The 15,054-nt window shown below is 65.5% G+C and carries 17 protein-coding genes; 5 read left to right on the top strand and 12 right to left on the bottom strand.

Going from position 1 to position 15,054, the window contains the following annotated elements; all coding sequences use genetic code 11:
- Nucleotides 1-9: 9 nt before the first annotated feature.
- Entirely contained in the window at nucleotides 10-1,641 is a 1,632-nt protein-coding gene (locus tag QP996_RS11030; protein ID WP_284872657.1) for an acyl-CoA carboxylase subunit beta, read from the bottom strand.
- Between the two features lie 124 nt (nucleotides 1,642-1,765).
- On the opposite strand from QP996_RS11030, the gene acpS reads away from it, so the two are divergent.
- Complete coding sequence (gene acpS, locus QP996_RS11025) at nucleotides 1,766-2,173, top strand: holo-ACP synthase AcpS (protein ID WP_181889900.1); 408 nt, start codon at nucleotides 1,766-1,768, stop codon at nucleotides 2,171-2,173.
- Between the two features lie 159 nt (nucleotides 2,174-2,332).
- Here acpS and QP996_RS11020 read toward each other — a convergent pair whose 3' ends face one another.
- Genes QP996_RS11020 through QP996_RS11010 form a run of 3 tightly spaced genes read right to left on the bottom strand, consistent with a single transcriptional unit; the run spans nucleotide 2,333 to nucleotide 3,590 of the window.
- On the bottom strand, nucleotides 2,333-3,016 hold the full coding sequence (locus QP996_RS11020) for a type 1 glutamine amidotransferase (protein ID WP_284872655.1): 684 nt from the start codon (nucleotides 3,014-3,016) through the stop codon (nucleotides 2,333-2,335).
- 2 nt (nucleotides 3,017-3,018) lie between these two features.
- A complete protein-coding gene (locus tag QP996_RS11015) occupies nucleotides 3,019-3,180 on the bottom strand; it encodes an RNA helicase (RefSeq protein ID WP_101494221.1) in 162 nt (53 codons plus the stop codon).
- Nucleotides 3,177-3,590: a hypothetical protein gene (locus tag QP996_RS11010; RefSeq protein WP_143339012.1), complete on the bottom strand. Its 414-nt coding sequence runs from the start codon at nucleotides 3,588-3,590 to the stop codon at nucleotides 3,177-3,179. The genes QP996_RS11015 and QP996_RS11010 overlap by 4 nt, the downstream gene beginning before the upstream one ends.
- An 83-nt stretch (nucleotides 3,591-3,673) precedes the next feature.
- On the opposite strand from QP996_RS11010, the gene trpS reads away from it, so the two are divergent.
- Nucleotides 3,674-4,684 (top strand): tryptophan--tRNA ligase, encoded by a 1,011-nt coding sequence (gene trpS, locus QP996_RS11005; RefSeq protein ID WP_284872654.1) that lies wholly within the window; start codon nucleotides 3,674-3,676, stop codon nucleotides 4,682-4,684.
- A 39-nt stretch (nucleotides 4,685-4,723) separates the two neighbouring features.
- Here the strand turns inward: trpS and QP996_RS11000 are convergent, their stop codons facing one another.
- Together QP996_RS11000 and cmtR are read right to left on the bottom strand one after the other, a co-directional pair.
- Nucleotides 4,724-6,616 carry a heavy metal translocating P-type ATPase gene (locus QP996_RS11000; protein ID WP_284872653.1) on the bottom strand — a complete coding sequence of 631 codons (1,893 nt, stop codon included), beginning with the start codon at nucleotides 6,614-6,616 and terminating at the stop codon, nucleotides 4,724-4,726.
- Nucleotides 6,613-6,972 carry a Cd(II)/Pb(II)-sensing metalloregulatory transcriptional regulator CmtR gene (cmtR, locus tag QP996_RS10995; RefSeq protein ID WP_284872652.1) on the bottom strand — a complete coding sequence of 120 codons (360 nt, stop codon included), beginning with the start codon at nucleotides 6,970-6,972 and terminating at the stop codon, nucleotides 6,613-6,615. The genes QP996_RS11000 and cmtR overlap by 4 nt, the downstream gene beginning before the upstream one ends.
- A gap of 158 nt (nucleotides 6,973-7,130) precedes the next feature.
- Between cmtR and QP996_RS10990 the strand changes: the two genes are divergently transcribed.
- Nucleotides 7,131-8,225, top strand: a complete 1,095-nt coding sequence (locus QP996_RS10990) for a YhjD/YihY/BrkB family envelope integrity protein (RefSeq protein WP_284872650.1) — start codon at nucleotides 7,131-7,133, stop codon at nucleotides 8,223-8,225.
- Here QP996_RS10990 and QP996_RS10985 read toward each other — a convergent pair.
- From QP996_RS10985 to QP996_RS10965, 5 genes are all read right to left on the bottom strand, one after another.
- Complete coding sequence (locus QP996_RS10985) at nucleotides 8,185-9,438, bottom strand: D-alanyl-D-alanine carboxypeptidase family protein (protein ID WP_284872649.1); 1,254 nt, start codon at nucleotides 9,436-9,438, stop codon at nucleotides 8,185-8,187. The two genes, QP996_RS10990 and QP996_RS10985, sit on opposite strands and share 41 nt — an antisense overlap.
- Complete coding sequence (locus tag QP996_RS10980) at nucleotides 9,439-10,575, bottom strand: trimeric intracellular cation channel family protein (protein WP_284872647.1); 1,137 nt, start codon at nucleotides 10,573-10,575, stop codon at nucleotides 9,439-9,441.
- Nucleotides 10,576-10,644: 69 nt separating this feature from the next.
- Nucleotides 10,645-11,883 carry a SatS C-terminal domain-containing protein gene (locus tag QP996_RS10975; RefSeq protein WP_284872645.1) on the bottom strand — a complete coding sequence of 413 codons (1,239 nt, stop codon included), beginning with the start codon at nucleotides 11,881-11,883 and terminating at the stop codon, nucleotides 10,645-10,647.
- Between the two features lie 10 nt (nucleotides 11,884-11,893).
- A complete protein-coding gene (locus QP996_RS10970) occupies nucleotides 11,894-12,979 on the bottom strand; it encodes a C40 family peptidase (protein ID WP_284872643.1) in 1,086 nt (361 codons plus the stop codon).
- A 5-nt stretch (nucleotides 12,980-12,984) separates the two neighbouring features.
- Complete coding sequence (locus QP996_RS10965; RefSeq protein ID WP_284872642.1) at nucleotides 12,985-13,266, bottom strand: hypothetical protein; 282 nt, start codon at nucleotides 13,264-13,266, stop codon at nucleotides 12,985-12,987.
- Nucleotides 13,267-13,351: 85 nt separating this feature from the next.
- On the opposite strand from QP996_RS10965, the gene upp reads away from it, so the two are divergent.
- Both upp and QP996_RS10955 read left to right on the top strand, forming a co-directional pair.
- Nucleotides 13,352-13,987, top strand: a complete 636-nt coding sequence (gene upp / locus QP996_RS10960; RefSeq protein WP_284872641.1) for a uracil phosphoribosyltransferase — start codon at nucleotides 13,352-13,354, stop codon at nucleotides 13,985-13,987.
- Nucleotides 13,988-14,093: 106 nt separating this feature from the next.
- Nucleotides 14,094-14,495 carry a helix-turn-helix domain-containing protein gene (locus QP996_RS10955; RefSeq protein WP_154839205.1) on the top strand — a complete coding sequence of 134 codons (402 nt, stop codon included), beginning with the start codon at nucleotides 14,094-14,096 and terminating at the stop codon, nucleotides 14,493-14,495.
- A 52-nt stretch (nucleotides 14,496-14,547) separates the two neighbouring features.
- On the opposite strand, the gene QP996_RS10950 is transcribed toward QP996_RS10955, so the two are convergent.
- The coding region (locus tag QP996_RS10950; protein WP_284872639.1) for a LysR substrate-binding domain-containing protein at nucleotides 14,548-15,054 on the bottom strand (507 nt) is incomplete at its 5' end.

The following is a 15,054-nucleotide window of genomic DNA, read 5'->3' as shown; positions in this document are numbered from 1 at the left end:
GGAGCGGGATTAGAGCGGGATATTGCCGTGCTTGCGCATTGGACGCGCCACGGTCTTGTCACGGAAGAAACGCAGTTGCGCTGCGATAACAGCAGGGGTTTCGCTTGGGAGGATGACCGAATCGATCAGGCCTCGCTCAGCGGCCTTGTACGGGTTGAGCATCTCGTCCTCGTAGTTGCGCTCGTACTGCGCAATCAGTTCGCGGAGCTCCTCGTCGTTCACGCCGGAATCGCGGGCGTTTGCAATGTCTTTGCGGTTGATGAAGCCGACCGCGCCAGACGCACCCATCACCGCGATCTGCGCGGTAGGCCATGCCAAGTTCACATCGGCGCCAAGGCCTTTTGAGCCCATCACGCAATACGCGCCGCCGTATGCCTTGCGCATGGTCACGGTCACCTTCGGCACGGTTGCTTCGCCGTAGGCGTACAGCAGCTTTGCACCGCGGCGCAGAATGCCGCTGTGCTCCTGGTTCGCGCCGGGCAGGAAGCCGGGTACGTCCACCAGCATGACAATCGGGATGTTGAAGCTGTCGCACGTGCGGATGAAACGCGCGGCCTTTTCCGCCGAGTCGATGTCCAAGCAACCTGCGAGCACCATGGGCTGATTAGCGACGAAGCCCACCGGCTGGTCCTCAATCCGACCAAACGCAGTGACGACGTTTTCAGCACGCTGCTCCATGACCTCCAGGAATTCGCTGTCGTCCGCGATATGCGCAATCACGTCGCGGACCTCGTAGGGGGTGTTGGGCGAGTCTGGGATCAATGAATCCAGCGCGGCAGCATCGGTGGCGTCTGCCTCTGCATCGGTTGGGGTTGCGGGACGCGGCGCCGACTTCTGGCGGTTGTTCGACGGCAAGTACTCAAGCAAGTCAGCCACCCAGTCGAGCGCATCCTCATCGGATTCCGCAACGTAGTGGCAGTTGCCGCCCTGCTGCATGTGCATCCAGGCGCCGCCGAGCTCTTCTTGTGAGATTTCCTCACCCGTGACGGTCTTGATTACGTCCGGGCCGGTGACGAACATCTTCGAGGTCTCGTCCACCATGACCACAAAGTCAGTCAGCGCGGGGGAGTAGGCGTTGCCACCGGCGCAGGCGCCCATGATCACGCTGATCTGCGGGACCACCCCGGACGCTTCGATGTTGTGGCGGAAGGTGCGCGCGATCCAGTCCAGCGACACCGCACCGTCTTGGATGCGGGCGCCTGCACCTTCGTAAAGTCCGATCAGCGGACGGCCGGTGGTCACGGCGAGGCGCTGGATCTTGGTCATCTTTTCGCCGTAGACCTCACCGAGTGCGCCGCCGAAGACGGTGCCGTCCTGGGAGAAGATGCAGACTTCACGCCCGTCGATAGTGCCGTGGCCGCACACGATGCCGTCTGTTGCCGGGCGCTTGGCCTGCATGCCGAAGTCGTGGGTGCGGTGGCGCACCAGCTGGTCGGTTTCCACGAAGGAGCCCTCATCGAGCAGATAGTCCAGGCGCTCGCGTGCGGTGAGACGGCCGGCGGAACGGACCTTGTCCAGGGGTTTCGAGCCCACTGGCTCGTGTGCCTCGGCACGCCGGCGTCGAAATTCCGCTATTTTGTCAGCTGTTGACGAAAGTGGTTTTTCATCCAAAATTGTTTTGGATTCAAAATTAAAAGCCATGCGGGCATAGTAAACCTACTGAAGCGTAAGTAAAAGGATTGGCCACAATTCACAGAAAACAGCCAGCATTTCTTATGCGATCGCAAACACAACAAAGTCGCAACCGCCGACGGAAGGAACGCGCATGCACATCGGCACCGACCTGGTCCACATTCCCGGTTTGGCTCAGCAAATGAAGTTGCCGGGATCCACCTTCATGCAGGTGTTTACCGACCGGGAGCGGCGCGAATGTGCCGCGAAGCCGGACCCGGTCGCATCGCTGGCTGGCCGCTGGGCCGTTAAAGAGGCTTACGTCAAAGCCTGGGCGTCCACCCGCTTCGGGCGGCCGCCGCAAATCGCCCCCGACGACTTCAATTTCGCGGAGGTGGAGGTAGTCCAGGATGTGTTTGGGCGCCCCGCGGTCCAGCTGCACGGCCGCGCCGGGGAGGTTGGGCCGCCGGTTTGCAGCGTGAGTATCAGCCACGACGGCGACTACGCCGTGGCCGTGGTTGCAGTGGAGGTGGCCACGGGGGCGGGCCGCGGCAGCCTCTAGATGCTTACCCCAGGATGCTTATTCCTCGAGAGCGATCGACCGTTGTGGAGTGCGCCACTTGAGAAATAAGCATCCTGGAGTAAGCATCCTCGGAATTGGGGGAAAAATTGGGCCGGAATAGGACCGGAATGGGGGGCGGGGCAGCGGCGACCATTTCCGTCAGCGCCAGGCGCGGGCCGCGGCGACGAAGCCCTCGGCCAGCCTTTCGCCGGTGCGGGTGAGATGGTCGTCGTGGCGCAGCAGCTCCGCTTCGACCGCGGCACCGTCGTGGCCGCCGTTCGCCGCCCACTGGCCGGCAACCTCCGGCGAGCACTCCGGGTGAAACTGCACCGAGACGATCGACCCCAGCCGCATGGCCTGAATCGGGCAGCGCTCGCTGGATGCTAGGAGTGTCGCGCCGGGAGGAAGCGCGACTACCGCGTCGTGGTGGGATTGCTCGACTATCAAGGATGCGCCGAGGGGGCCGAGCAGGGGATCGTCCACGCCAGCGTCGGTCAACGTCACCTGGGTGGCGCCTTCCTCGTCTTGCGTCGCTAGACCGACGGAAACCTCGCCGCCGAAACAGTCGGCGATGATCTGGTGGCCCAGGCAGATGCCGAGCACGGGTCTGCCCGATTCGAAGGCGCTGCGGAGCAGCTCGTGCACCGCCGGCAGCCACGGCGAGGCGTGCGTGTCCAGCGCATTCGCGCGTCCGCCGAGGAGGATGAGGGGGTCACCGGAGGCGTCGATAGGCAATGGCTCCCCGAGATCGACGGTGCGCAGGGTGGCGCCGGCGCGCTCGAGCCACGGGCCGAGGCGTTGCAGTGGCGCGAACGAATCGGGCTGCAGAACGGTGATGCGCATGGCTAGAGGTCGAAGGATGCTGCGCGGAGAATGTCCGGCGTAATGGGAACCTTGCCTTTTCCTTCCTTATCGCGCTTCACGATGAGCTTGGCCGCGGCGATCTGGCTCCGGGAAAACTCCGGCTTCGGAGACTGAATTTCTCTAGCTTTGGATCGGGCTGTCATCGCTGCTCCTCAAAAGGCGTGTTGGGATTTCGGAACACGGCGGTCAAGATCGCGTCGATTACCTCGTGCTGGTCGGCAGGGATTTCCGACTGCCTGTCGATGGAATCGAGAATAGCAATCCCCGCCTCAACTTCACGCTCGCTCGAGGCGTTGCACATGTCAGTCGCCCAGCGAAGCATCGTGTGCCACTCCTTAACGCGGTCCAGCTTTTGCGAGTTATCGAGTGTTTGCGAAACCCCGAGCCAAGCAATGCAAGCAGCTCCAAGAGGTCCGATGATGCGAGACGCGAAGTCGAGCACCATCCAGGCTTCTTCGGCCGAACGTGTTGCATTACTGACAGCAAATCCGAGAGAAACAGCAACTGCGAGCGCTGTAAGCAACCAAGGTCTGTCTGATTTTGTAAGAGCCAACGTGTACTCCTTCTGTGGACGGCATTAAAGAGTTAGACGCGCCCGCACCGCCCCCGGTTCCCTCCCCGCAACGGCCCACTACTATGAACCCCATGCAACGCGTGCTTTCCGGAATCCAGCCCACCGCCGACTCCTACCACCTGGGTAACTACCTCGGTGCGCTGAAGCAATGGATCGACCTGCAGGACGGCTACGACGCCTTCTACTTCATCCCGGACCTGCACGCGATTACCGTGGACCAGGACCCCGAGGAGCTGCGCCACCGCACCCTCGCCGGCTGCGCCCAGCTGATCGCACTCGGCATCGACCCGGAGCGCTCCACCCTGTTCGTGCAGTCGCACGTGCCCGAGCACGCCGAACTGACCTGGGTCCTGCAGTGCCTGACCGGCTTCGGCGAGGCGAGCCGCATGACGCAGTTCAAGGACAAGTCCGCCAAGCAGGGCCAAGACCGCACCTCCGTGGGGCTGTTCACCTACCCGGTGCTCATGGCGGCCGACATTTTGCTGTACTCCCCGCAGCTCGTGCCGGTGGGAGAGGACCAGCGCCAGCACCTGGAGCTGACCCGCAACCTCGCGGAGCGCTTCAACTCCCGCTACGGCAAGACCTTCACCGTGCCGGAGGGCATGATCGTTGAAGGCGCGGCGAAGATTTACGACCTGCAGGAGCCGACATCGAAGATGTCCAAGTCGGGCGCGAATCCGAAGGGCATTGTGAACCTGCTGGACGCGCCGAAGACGTCCGCAAAGCGCATCCGCTCCGCCGTCACCGACAACGACGGCGTGATCGCCTACGACAAGGAGAACAAGCCGGGCGTGTCCAACCTGCTGGTCATCCAGTCGGCGCTGACCGGCAAGCCTATCGACGACATCGTCGCCGGCTACGAAGGTCAGGGCTACGGCGCGCTCAAGGTCGACACCGCAGAAGCACTCGAAGCGTTCACCACGCCGCTTCGCGCCCGCTACGACGAGCTAATGTCCGACCGCGGCGAGCTCGAAGCCATCCTGGCCCGCGGTGCCGAACGCGCCCGCGAGGTTGCGGCCCCGCTGCTGACCGACGTGTACGACAAAGTCGGCTTCCTCGCACCGAAGCGCTAGGGGCTCGCGGCGGGGCCGGGGTCCGCTTCCGGCGTACCCTTAATGCTTCGCCCGTGCGGCCCGCAGGCCGTTCAAGATCACGATGACTTCAGCGACCTCGTGAACCAACACGACCGCAGCCAGGCCCAACACGCCGCTGATCGCAAGCGGCATCAACACGATGATGATGGCCAGGGACAGCACGATGTTCTGGTTGATGATCCTGCTGCCTCGGCGAGCGTGCTGCAGCGCCTGCGGGATCAGTCGGAGGTCGTGGCCAGTGAAGGCGACGTCAGCGGAATCGATCGCGGCGTCAGAGCCGGTTGCTCCCATCGCAATGCCCACCGTTGCGCCCGCTAGTGCCGGCGCGTCGTTGATGCCGTCGCCGATCATCGCCGTCGGCGTCTTGGAGGAGAGTTCGGCGACGATGCTTGCCTTGTCCTCCGGGCGCAGCTCGGCGCGCACGTCGTCGATTCCGGCGATTTCAGCAAGCGCCCGGGCGGTGCGAGTGTTGTCACCGGTGAGCATGCTCACTTCCACGTCGTTGGCACGCAGGGTCTGCACGGCTTCGGGAACCTCGGGCCGCAGCTCGTCGCGGACACCGATCGCTCCGGCGAGGGTGTCATCGACGGTGACCAGGACACAGGTCTGGCCCTCGGACTCCATGCGCTCAACGTCTGCCTTCAGTGGCCCGGCGTCGATCCACCGGGGGCTGCCCACCAGCACCCGTCGGCCTTCGACGGTGCCGCCGATGCCATGCCCGGCTTCCTCGCTGATGTCCGAGGCGGCGGGCGCTTCGGGCACCGCTGCCGCGATCGCCGCGGCGAGGGGGTGCGTCGATTGCTGCTCAACTGCCGCCGCGAAAGCAAGCACCTGCGCCCGATCGAATCCGTCCGTCGAGACAACGCCGGTAACCTCGGGCTGGTTGCGGGTAAGGGTTCCGGTCTTGTCCACCGCCAGGTGACGGATGCCGCCGAGCCGCTCGAACGCCGCGCCGGACTTGATGACCACGCCGAACTGGCTGGCCGCGCCGATCGCGGCCACGACCGTCAGCGGCACGGAGATTGCCAGCGCGCACGGCGACGCTGCGACCAGAACCACCAACGCGCGGGTGATCCACGTCTCGGGGTCGCCCAGCAGCGAGCCGATCACGCCGACTAGCACCGCCAGGATCATCACCCCGGGCACTAGGGGTTGGGCAATCCGGTCGGCGATCCGGGCGCGGTCGCCCTTTTCCGCCTGCGCCTGCTCGACCAGGTCCACGAGTGTGGTCAGCGAGTTATCCGTTCCAGCTGCGGTCGTCTCGACTTCCAGCACACCGGCGGAGTTGATTGCTCCCGCGGGCACCTCGTCGCCGGGCGCAACCTCCTCCGGAATGGATTCTCCGGTGATCGCTGAGGTGTCAAGGCTGGAGCGCCCAGAGCGAATGATGCCGTCCGTGGCGATCCGCTCTCCGGGGCGCACGAGCATAAGCTCGCCAGCCACGAGGTCCTTCGCTGCGACCTCGACCGACGTGCCGTCGCGTAGCACCGTCGCGGTCTGCGGTACCAACTTCAACAGTGCTCGCAGTCCGCCCTGCGCCCGGTCCATAGCCTTGTCTTCCAGCGCCTCGGCGATCGAGTACAGGAACGCTAGCGCCGCGGCCTCTCCGACGTAACCGAGGATTACCGCGCCGACCGCGCTGATCGTCATCAGCAAACCAATGCCGAGCTTGCGCTTCGTGACAAGGTTCCGGATCGCGCCGGGCGCGAACGTATACGCCCCTAGCAGCAGGCCGACCCAGAACAGTACTGTCGCGGGTGTCTCTAGCCCGGACCAGCCCAGCGCCAGGCCTATGCAGAGGGCTACGCCGGAGAAGATCGGTAGTAGCAACTCGGGGTCCTTCCACCATGGCCGCTCGAGCTCTTCGATCTCCGTGGCGGGTTCGTGTTCGCATCCACACGCCGAGCTCATGCGTCCGCTCCCTTCTCGCCGCAGCCGGGCACCGAGCACTCAGGGTCGATGCACGGGGCGTTTTCGTCGACAGCCAACGTCGCGTTCACCAGCGCGTTGAGCGCTGCCGCGAGGTGTGGATCGGCGATTTCGTAGCGTGTCTTGCGGCCTTCCGGCTCGGCAACGACGATGCCGCAGTCACGCAGGCAGCTCAGGTGGTTCGAGACGTTTGAGCGGGTCAGGCCCAGGTCGCGCGAGAGTACAGCCGGGTAGCTCGGGCCTTCGAGTAGTGTCATCAGGATTCTGGAACGCGTCGGATCCGCCATGGCCCGGCCGAGCCGGTTCATGACGTCGAGGCGTGAAGCAATAGTCAGCATTTGCTGAACGGTACAGCAGTTACTGAACTATACAAAATTGACTGAACTGACGTGGTGCTCGAAGGGTCTGCCGCCGCCCCGCCCCCGCCCCCGCCCCGCCCCCGCACCGCCTCCTCTACGATGTGTTTGGTAAATGACACATATTTGAAGGGACGTCGATGGCTACCTCGACCGCGCCGCGCAAGGCGTACACCGACGAACACGGCATTGAGCGCGCCTCGAAGCAGCAGAAAGAAGGCTTCGAGGAGAAGGTGGAGAAGAAGTCTCCCGCCGCTGGTCACCTGCTGCGGATGAATGACCGCTTCGGCACCGAAGGCGGCAACCAGCTAGCCGCTGGCATCACCTATTTCTCCGTGCTGGCGCTGTTCCCGCTGCTGATGCTGGTCTTCGCGGGCCTCGGTTTCTTCCTCAACGCCCGCCCAGAGCTCATGGATGACATCCAAAACCAGATCACCCAGTCCATGGACGGAGATTTGGGCGCCATGGTCAACGAGCTGATCCAGACGGCGATTGATCAGCGCGGCGCAGTTGCCGGCATCGGCCTGCTTACCACCCTGTGGTCCGGCTTGAACTGGATGAACCACCTGCGCGTCGGCGTGTCCGCGATGTGGAAGGTGGATGCGAACGAGGGCGGCAACTTCGTAACCAAGAAGATCGCCGACCTGCTGGGCCTGATCGTGCTGATCGCCCTGTTCATCGTCGCCGCAGTAGTGACCGCCCTGGGAGTGTCCAGCTGGACAAGCACCCTGATGGAGCGCCTCGGCATCGGCGACTTCCCGGGCGCGCGCCTTGTGGTGTGGGTTGTCGGCTTCCTCGTCAGCGTGCTGGCCAGCTTCCTGGTCATGCTGTGGGTGAACATGTACATGCCGCGCACGAAGGTCCCGGTGAAGTCCGGCTTGAAGGGTGCGCTGCTCGGTGCGGTTATCTTCGCCATCCTGCAGCAGTTCGCCGGCCTGGTCATATCCTCGGCCACCGGCAACCCGGCGGGTGCGATCTTCGGCCCGATCATCACCCTGATGGTCCTGCTGTACCTGATCTGGCGCGTGGTGCTCTACGTCGCGGCGTGGACCGCCACCACCGAGGAGTCCCTCGCGTTGGCCCCGGCTGAGGTGCCGGAGCCGGCCGTGATCAACGTCCGCGCGGGCGCGGTCCGCGGCAGGGAGGAGTCCAAGCCGTCCGGCAAGGCGCTGGGGGTTGGCGCGGCGCTGGGCGCTATCGGCGTCGGCGTGGTTTCTCTCCTGTCCCGAGACTAAACGAGGTGGCCAGCGCGGCGAGCGCGAGTACGGCCACCACAATCACATAGGACCACCAGCGGTTCCAGGTCGTCTCCTCCCCAGCTTGCTCAGGCGCAGGCGCGGGGGTGGGGGCGGCCGTTGTCGTTTCTGGGGTCTCCGCAGCGAGAGGCTCAAGCTTTGCGACGGAGCTTCGCACCCCATACGCCTCGTGCAAAAGCATCTGTGCCTGCTCCCAGGGGCGGTGGTCGTAGGCTGTGGTGTCCAGGATGATCGCCACGAGGCGGCGGCCTTCGTGGTTCACGGCGCCGACGAACGTGTGGTTCGCGTCGTCGGTGTAGCCGGTCTTGCCGCCGATGCCGTCCGGGTCGTTGAGGTAGAGATGGTTGTCGTTCCACAGCTCGAACGCCGGCAGGTCGTCGAAGCCGGGGAAGGTGGTGTGCTCCGTGTCGACGATGCGGGTGAAGGTGGGGTCCGCGAACGCCGCGGTGTAGGCCAGGCCCATGTCCCAGGCGGAGGTGGACATTCCGGCGCCGTCCAGGCCCGAGTAGGAGGTGGCGCGGGTATCGGCCATGCCTAGTTTCTTGGCCAGCGCGTTGACCTTGCCGAGTGCGAGCTCGTCGCCGCCGAGGGCCTGGGCAAGCGCATGGGCGCAGTCGTTGCCCGAGGACAACAGCAGGCCGGTGAGCAGGTCTTCGACGGTGTAGTCGCCGCCCTCGCCGATGCCGGCGGCGGAGCCTTCCTGGCCGGCGGATTCTGCGGAGACTTCGACCTTCTGGTCCAGCGGCAGCTCGTTGATGACGGTCAGTGCCAGCAACACCTTGATTATCGAGGCCGGCCGGTAGCGACCGTGCGGGTCCTTCATCGCCACCACGTCGCCGGAATCCAGGTCGGCGACCAGCCATGAGGAGGCGACCACGCCGTCGGGGGTGGTGTAGCCGTCGGCGGCGGTCACGCCGCAGGGGCCGTCGAAAAGCACCGGCAGCGGGGCAGGGGAGGTGGCGGCGCGCTCGGAGGTGGACACCGGCTCCGGCGGCCAGGTGGCCTGTGGGCAGTTGTCGGTGTCGGGCGCGCGGCCCCGGCTGGGTGGGATCCAGTTGCCGCCCTCGTCGTAGTAGCCGACGGTCGGGCCGGCCGGGGAGGTGGTCTCGGTCGGGGTTTCGGCGTCTTGGGCGTGAGCTGTCGTCGACAAGCAAAAGCTCAATGCTGTCGCCGCTGCGAGCGCACGCTTCATCTAGGACTCCTTTTGGTCGTAGCGGGCCGCGAGCCGCTCGATGAGCTCGTCGGTCAAAGCCTCGTCGGAGAGAATAATATCCAGCATGTCCGCGTTCATCGCCTCCGTCTCGGCCGGGTCCGGCTCCTCGGCGTCTTCCTCGTAGGAATCGCCGGTCAGGTCCACGCCGATGCTGTCGAAGAGGCCCTCGTCTTCCGCAACCTCCGGCTCCGGCGCGACACCGACCGCCTCCGCCAGAACTTCCGCGTCGATGGCGGGGAACTGGGTGGTGAACTCGGTGAGGAAATCATCCGCGTCGCTGACCGCCTCCGCCGGGCGCTTGCCCTTGCGGATCTCCGCCTCAATGCGGCGCTGCAGCGCCTTTTCCATCTGCCGGTGACGCCACGAGCGCACCCGCGTCGGCTCCAACTCGCGGGCCACGGCACGCGACTTGTGCTCCGCCTTCTTGGCCAAGTGCGCCACCTGGGTTGCGGTGGCGTTGACCGTGGTGTTCACCGGTGCGAAATCGGAATCAGTGGAGATGCGCCAGTTGCCCCAGTAGCCGGCGAGGAACAACGCGAAGCTGACCACCGGGCCGATAATCATGCCCAACGCCAGGTAGCCGGTGGCGTTGCCGATCAGGGTGATTACCGCGCAGGCCACCGCCGGGATCACAGTGGGCTGGTTACCGCCGAAGACGCTGGGCTCGCGGCCGGTGACCACATCGCGGATCATGCCGCCGCCGGTAGCGGTGAACACGCCCATCATGATGGTGGGCAAGATGGGCAGGCCGTACTGGATGGCCTTGGATGCGCCGGTAGAAGCCCACAGGGCAGACACGAGCGCATCGCCGTGCGACTGCAAAAACTCCCAGGCGCGGCCCTTGAAATAGGTGAACCGGGCGATCAGCGCGCCGGTGAACGCCAAGATGAGGTACTCCGGCTGGCTCATCGCGGCGACGGTGCCCTCGTTGATCAGCACGTCGCGCAACATGCCGCCGCCGAGGGCGGAGAGCATCGCGATGAAGAGGAAGCCCACGATGTCGTAGCCGAGCTGGCGGGCGAGCGTGCCGCCGATGATGCCCATCAGCAACACGCCGGAGATGTCCATCCAGTGATAAATGGAGCTAATAAGGGGGTCGACCTGGTCCACTGACATAAGTGCGAATTGTAAAGGTCGCACGTTTGCCCGGCATGTCGGCCTGCCTCGGGCGAACGGCGAAACGGCTTAGAACTTGGAGAAGCGCTTGATCAGCTGGTTTTCCATCTCCGTCCAGGCTTCCGCCTTATCGGTAAATGGGGCGGACGGCACGTAGCCCGCGGCGCGGGTGGAGCCCAGCATGTACGCCAGGTAGTCCTGCATGCGCGGGTTGGCCAAAAGCAGGGAGTTCAGCGAGTCGTCCTGCGCCCAGTCCGCGGCGTCCGCGAGCAGCTCGTACGCCTTCGACATCTGCGCGGTGTCCACGGCGTCGGGGCCCTTGTTGATGTCGGCGGCGATGCCATTGAAGGAGTAGGAGTTGTCCGGGTGGACCTCCACCTTCAGCTCGCCGGCGTTGGCGGTGTCGATGAGGTCCTGCCAGGTGGACACGCCCGCCAGGTCGTGGTCGTCGTGCTCCAGGATCCAGCGGCCCAGGTGCTTGGTGGACGGGAAGGTGATGATCTCGCCGTACTTGCCCAAAAACACCGGGGCGCCGCGCAGGTAGGTGCGCAGCGTGTACACGCTCTGGCCCTGGATGGAGATCTTCACCGGGTCGATGCCTGCGCGGCCCCACGGGGAGGAGTCGTACGGGTCTGCCGCGGCGGCGCGGGCCTCTTCGTCGGCGCGCGCCTGCTCAGCGGCTGCGGCGCGGGCTTCGGTGGCGGCGGCGATGGAGGTGCCTGCGGCTGCGACGCGCTCGGCGTCGAGCTCTTGCGTATCGACGACACGGACAGACTCGTCCAACGACTTGACCACATTCTCCCAGTTCGCCAGCACCACGCGGCCGACGCCGGACCACTCGGACAGGCCGTTTTCGCCCGCGTAGTGGTCGGAGCCGCGGTTGACGTTGCCCAGGATCGAGTGGGAGGCGAAGAAGATCTGCGCCTGCTCAGCGGAAGCAACGTCTGCAAGGGAGCGGGAGATCTGGAACACCCGCGCCAGGCGCGAGACGTTTTCGTGGCTCGGGCGGCCGGCCAGGAACTCGGGTGCGCCGATGATGTCGAAGTACTGCTTGTCGTTGGGCACCACCCGGTCGTCGCCCTGGGCCTGGAACTGCTGCCACTTCGGGTGGTCCGCCAGGTCGTGGGAGTTGGTGGTTTCCAGGTAGGCCAGGAGCTCCTCGGGGGAGTGGAAGGCCAGCACGGCTTGGTCGTCGCCGAGGAAGGCCTGCCACTCGGTGCCCCTTTCCTTCCAGGTGGGTGCCCACAGGGTGTAGAAGTCGCCCTCGGTCAGGGAGATCTTGACGGGGAGAATCGCGCGCGTAGTCATGCGGGAAACTTTAGCCGGTCGGCCTCCAGAATCCGCGGAAGGTCATGCCCAGATTCTCTGTGCGCACCGGGTTCATCTGCACGGGGCTTCCCGCCTCGATCATCATCCCGTCACCCGCGTACATGGCGGCGTGCCCGGACCACAACACCAGATCCCCCGGCTGCAGCTCCTGATACGACACCTGCCTGCCCACGGTCTGGTCCGCGGCGACGCGCGGGATTTCCAGACCCGCCTGCCTGTACGCCCAAGAGGTAAGCCCGGAGCAGTCGAAGCCGCCCGGTGCGGCCCCGCCCCACACGTACGGTGTTCCGAGCTGGCTTTTCGCGGCTTCGACGGCGGCGGCACCGACAGCGGATCCGGGGGCGTGCGCCGGCACAGGCTCCGGCGGCGGGGCAGATGCGGGCTGTGGCTGCGGCGGCGGTGGCGGGACGACGGCGGAGGCCGGTTGCACCGTCGGAGGTGCGGGCGCAGGTGCCGCCTTGTCGGCGGGCTCTACCAGGGAGGCCAGTCGTTGCAGCTCCCCGTGGGCCTTTTCTGTGACCGGGCCAGGCCCCGGCATGACGCGGGCCAGCGCGGCGGACGTGGCGGAGCTAAGCGTGTCCGCAATCTGGCGAAGTTCCTTCTCCAGTGCATCGAGCACTTTCATGGCGTCAGTGATCGCGTCGGCGATGATCCCGGCGATGTAGGCGGCAGCACCGATGAGGCCTGCGGGTGAGGCCGCGATCGCAGGTGTCGCCACGGCGCTGTTGATGAGTGCTGTGGCGATGGTGAATAGGTCAAAGGCCGCAGTGCCGATGAGCACACCGCCGCGCAGGACACCGTCGCTGATGGTGGCGCGGTAGTCCGCCAGGTCCGCAGCGGCGCGAACGCGCGATGCCCCGGACGTGTTGGCCACCAGCGCCAGCGGGTCGAAGTCCTTGAAGTCCGGCATGCCGAAGCCCGGAAGGGTGGGCAGATCGAAGGGGAGCAGACTCGCTATCCAGCTAGCGGTGCCGTGCACGTCCAAGCTGGCACTGAGCATGCGGTTACCGTTCTCGCCTTGTCGGTCGGCGATGCGGTTCAACAGGTCGAATGCGCTGCCAAAATTTGTCTTCACGGAGCTCATAGCGTGGCCCCCAGCTTCTGGCAGGTGCAGGTGTCTACGGCTGCGGCGGCATCGACCGCCAGGTCCATCACTGCTGCGATGCGGTGGGCCTCGGCGCGCAGTGCTTCTGCATCGGCGTTGGCTTTGGCGATGGACTCGGTCACCGCGGCGCTGAATTCGCCGAGTGGCCAGGTGGTGGGGAAGGGGACGTCGTGAAGCAATTGCAATGTGGCTGCGTCGTTGCGCAGCGCATCGGTCATGGCGGATACGGCAGCGGAGTCAATGTGAAATACAGTCATGGCCATTGGACGCGGAAAACCCCGCCCCGGTTCCCTCGTGGCGAAAAAATTTTCGCGACCCGCTGAGTGAACTAGCATGGCCCGCATGGATATCACGGTTGTCAACCACCCCCTCGCCGCGTCCCGCCTGACCATCATGCGCGACAAGCGTTCCAACAACGCAGCGTTTCGCGCGGCGCTGGCGGACCTGGGCGCGATGCTCATTTACGAAGCGGCGCGCGACCTCGAGGTGGAGGAGTTCGACACCGAAACCCCCGTCGCCACCGCCCGCGGCGCGCGCCTTGCCACCCCGCCGATCATCGTGCCCATCATCCGCGCTGGCCTGGGCATGGTGGACCCGTCGCTGTCGATGATCCCGGACGCGCAGGTGGGCTTCATCGGCCTGGCCCGCGACGAAAAGACGCACGAGCCGGTGCCGTACCTGGAGGCCCTGCCGCAGGACCTGTCCGGCCAGCCGGTGTTCCTGGTGGACCCGATGCTGGCCACCGGCGGTTCGCTGATCCACGCCATTGATCTGCTGGTGGAGCGCGGCGCCGACAACATCACCTGCATTTGCATGGTCTCGGCCCAGCCGGGCGTGGACAAGCTCGAGGCTCACGGCGGCCCGGTGCGCCTGGTCACCGCCACCATCGACCCGTCGCTCAACGAGGACGCCTACATCGTCCCCGGCTTGGGCGATGCGGGCGACCGCCTCTACGGCCCGCGCAACATCGAGCTTTAAGCTTGTCGACGTCCCACCGGTAGCGCACACGCCAATCCCGCGCTACATTGCGTGGCATAGCTAGTTGAACGCTTAAAGGGGAGCGCCGACAAACGGGGGAGAAACTATGGGGGAAGTACTGCCACAATCGCACTGGGCGAGCTACGCACTCGGGCTGGGGGAGCGCGTGCGCGCCATCCGGCTCATGCGGGGGCTGAGCCAAACGCGCCTGGCGGAGCTGGCCGGCGTGTCGCGCTCGCTGATCTCGAATCTGGAGCGCAACGACTACAACTCCAAGGTGGCCGACCCCACCTTGAGCACCTGCTACCGGCTCGCCTCCGCGCTGCAGGTGCCACCGGCGGCGCTGCTGCCCGGCGCGGCAGAAAACGTCGAGGGCTGTTTCCTTACGTCGGAGGCCGATACACCGGCGCCGATCAGGTTCCAATGGCCGCGCAGCGCGCAAGATACCGCGCGGTTCCACGACACGTACCTGCGCCGCGGCGCCCCGCAGGGCACGCCCGCGTTCTAGCGGTCTGTGCTCTAGCTGTACGGACCGGAGACGTTGATCGATGGGACCGGCATCAGCCGACCATGTGCAGGGCGATTGATTCCTTGACCTGTTCGATGAAAGCCCGAGACGCGGGGCTCGGATTGAAAGAGCCCCACGCGACGTACTCGGCCCGGCAGGGTCCATCGGCCACGGGAACTGCTCGCAGCGCTGGGTTAGCCGGCACACATTCGACGGGCAGCAGGCAGACGCCCAACCCACGTTCGACGAGGGCGAGCATGAACTCGGTCGACATCGCCTCGAAGCCCACGCGGCGCTGAAGGCCTGCGGCAGCGAATGCCCGATCGCCTTGGAGTCTGCCTGGTGACCCGGCCGGGAAGTCGATGAACGTCTCGTCGACCAAGTCAGCCAGGGCCAGGGTGCCCGTGTGCGCTAGCCGGTGTTGTGACGCCAAGACGGCGACGAGACGCCCTCGGGCGATCTCGTGCGCGGTGAGTCCGGACGCTGGGGCGACGTCGGCGTCCATGCCGAGAAAGGCCACGTCGAGTCTCCCGTTGCCGAGGTCGCGCATGAACTCATT

It is taken from the genome of Corynebacterium sp. MSK008 (assembly GCF_030232585.1).
Lineage (GTDB): Bacteria > Actinomycetota > Actinomycetes > Mycobacteriales > Mycobacteriaceae > Corynebacterium.
The sequence above is the reverse complement of the archived record's forward strand: the minus strand, read 5'-3'. Positions and strand labels throughout refer to the sequence as shown.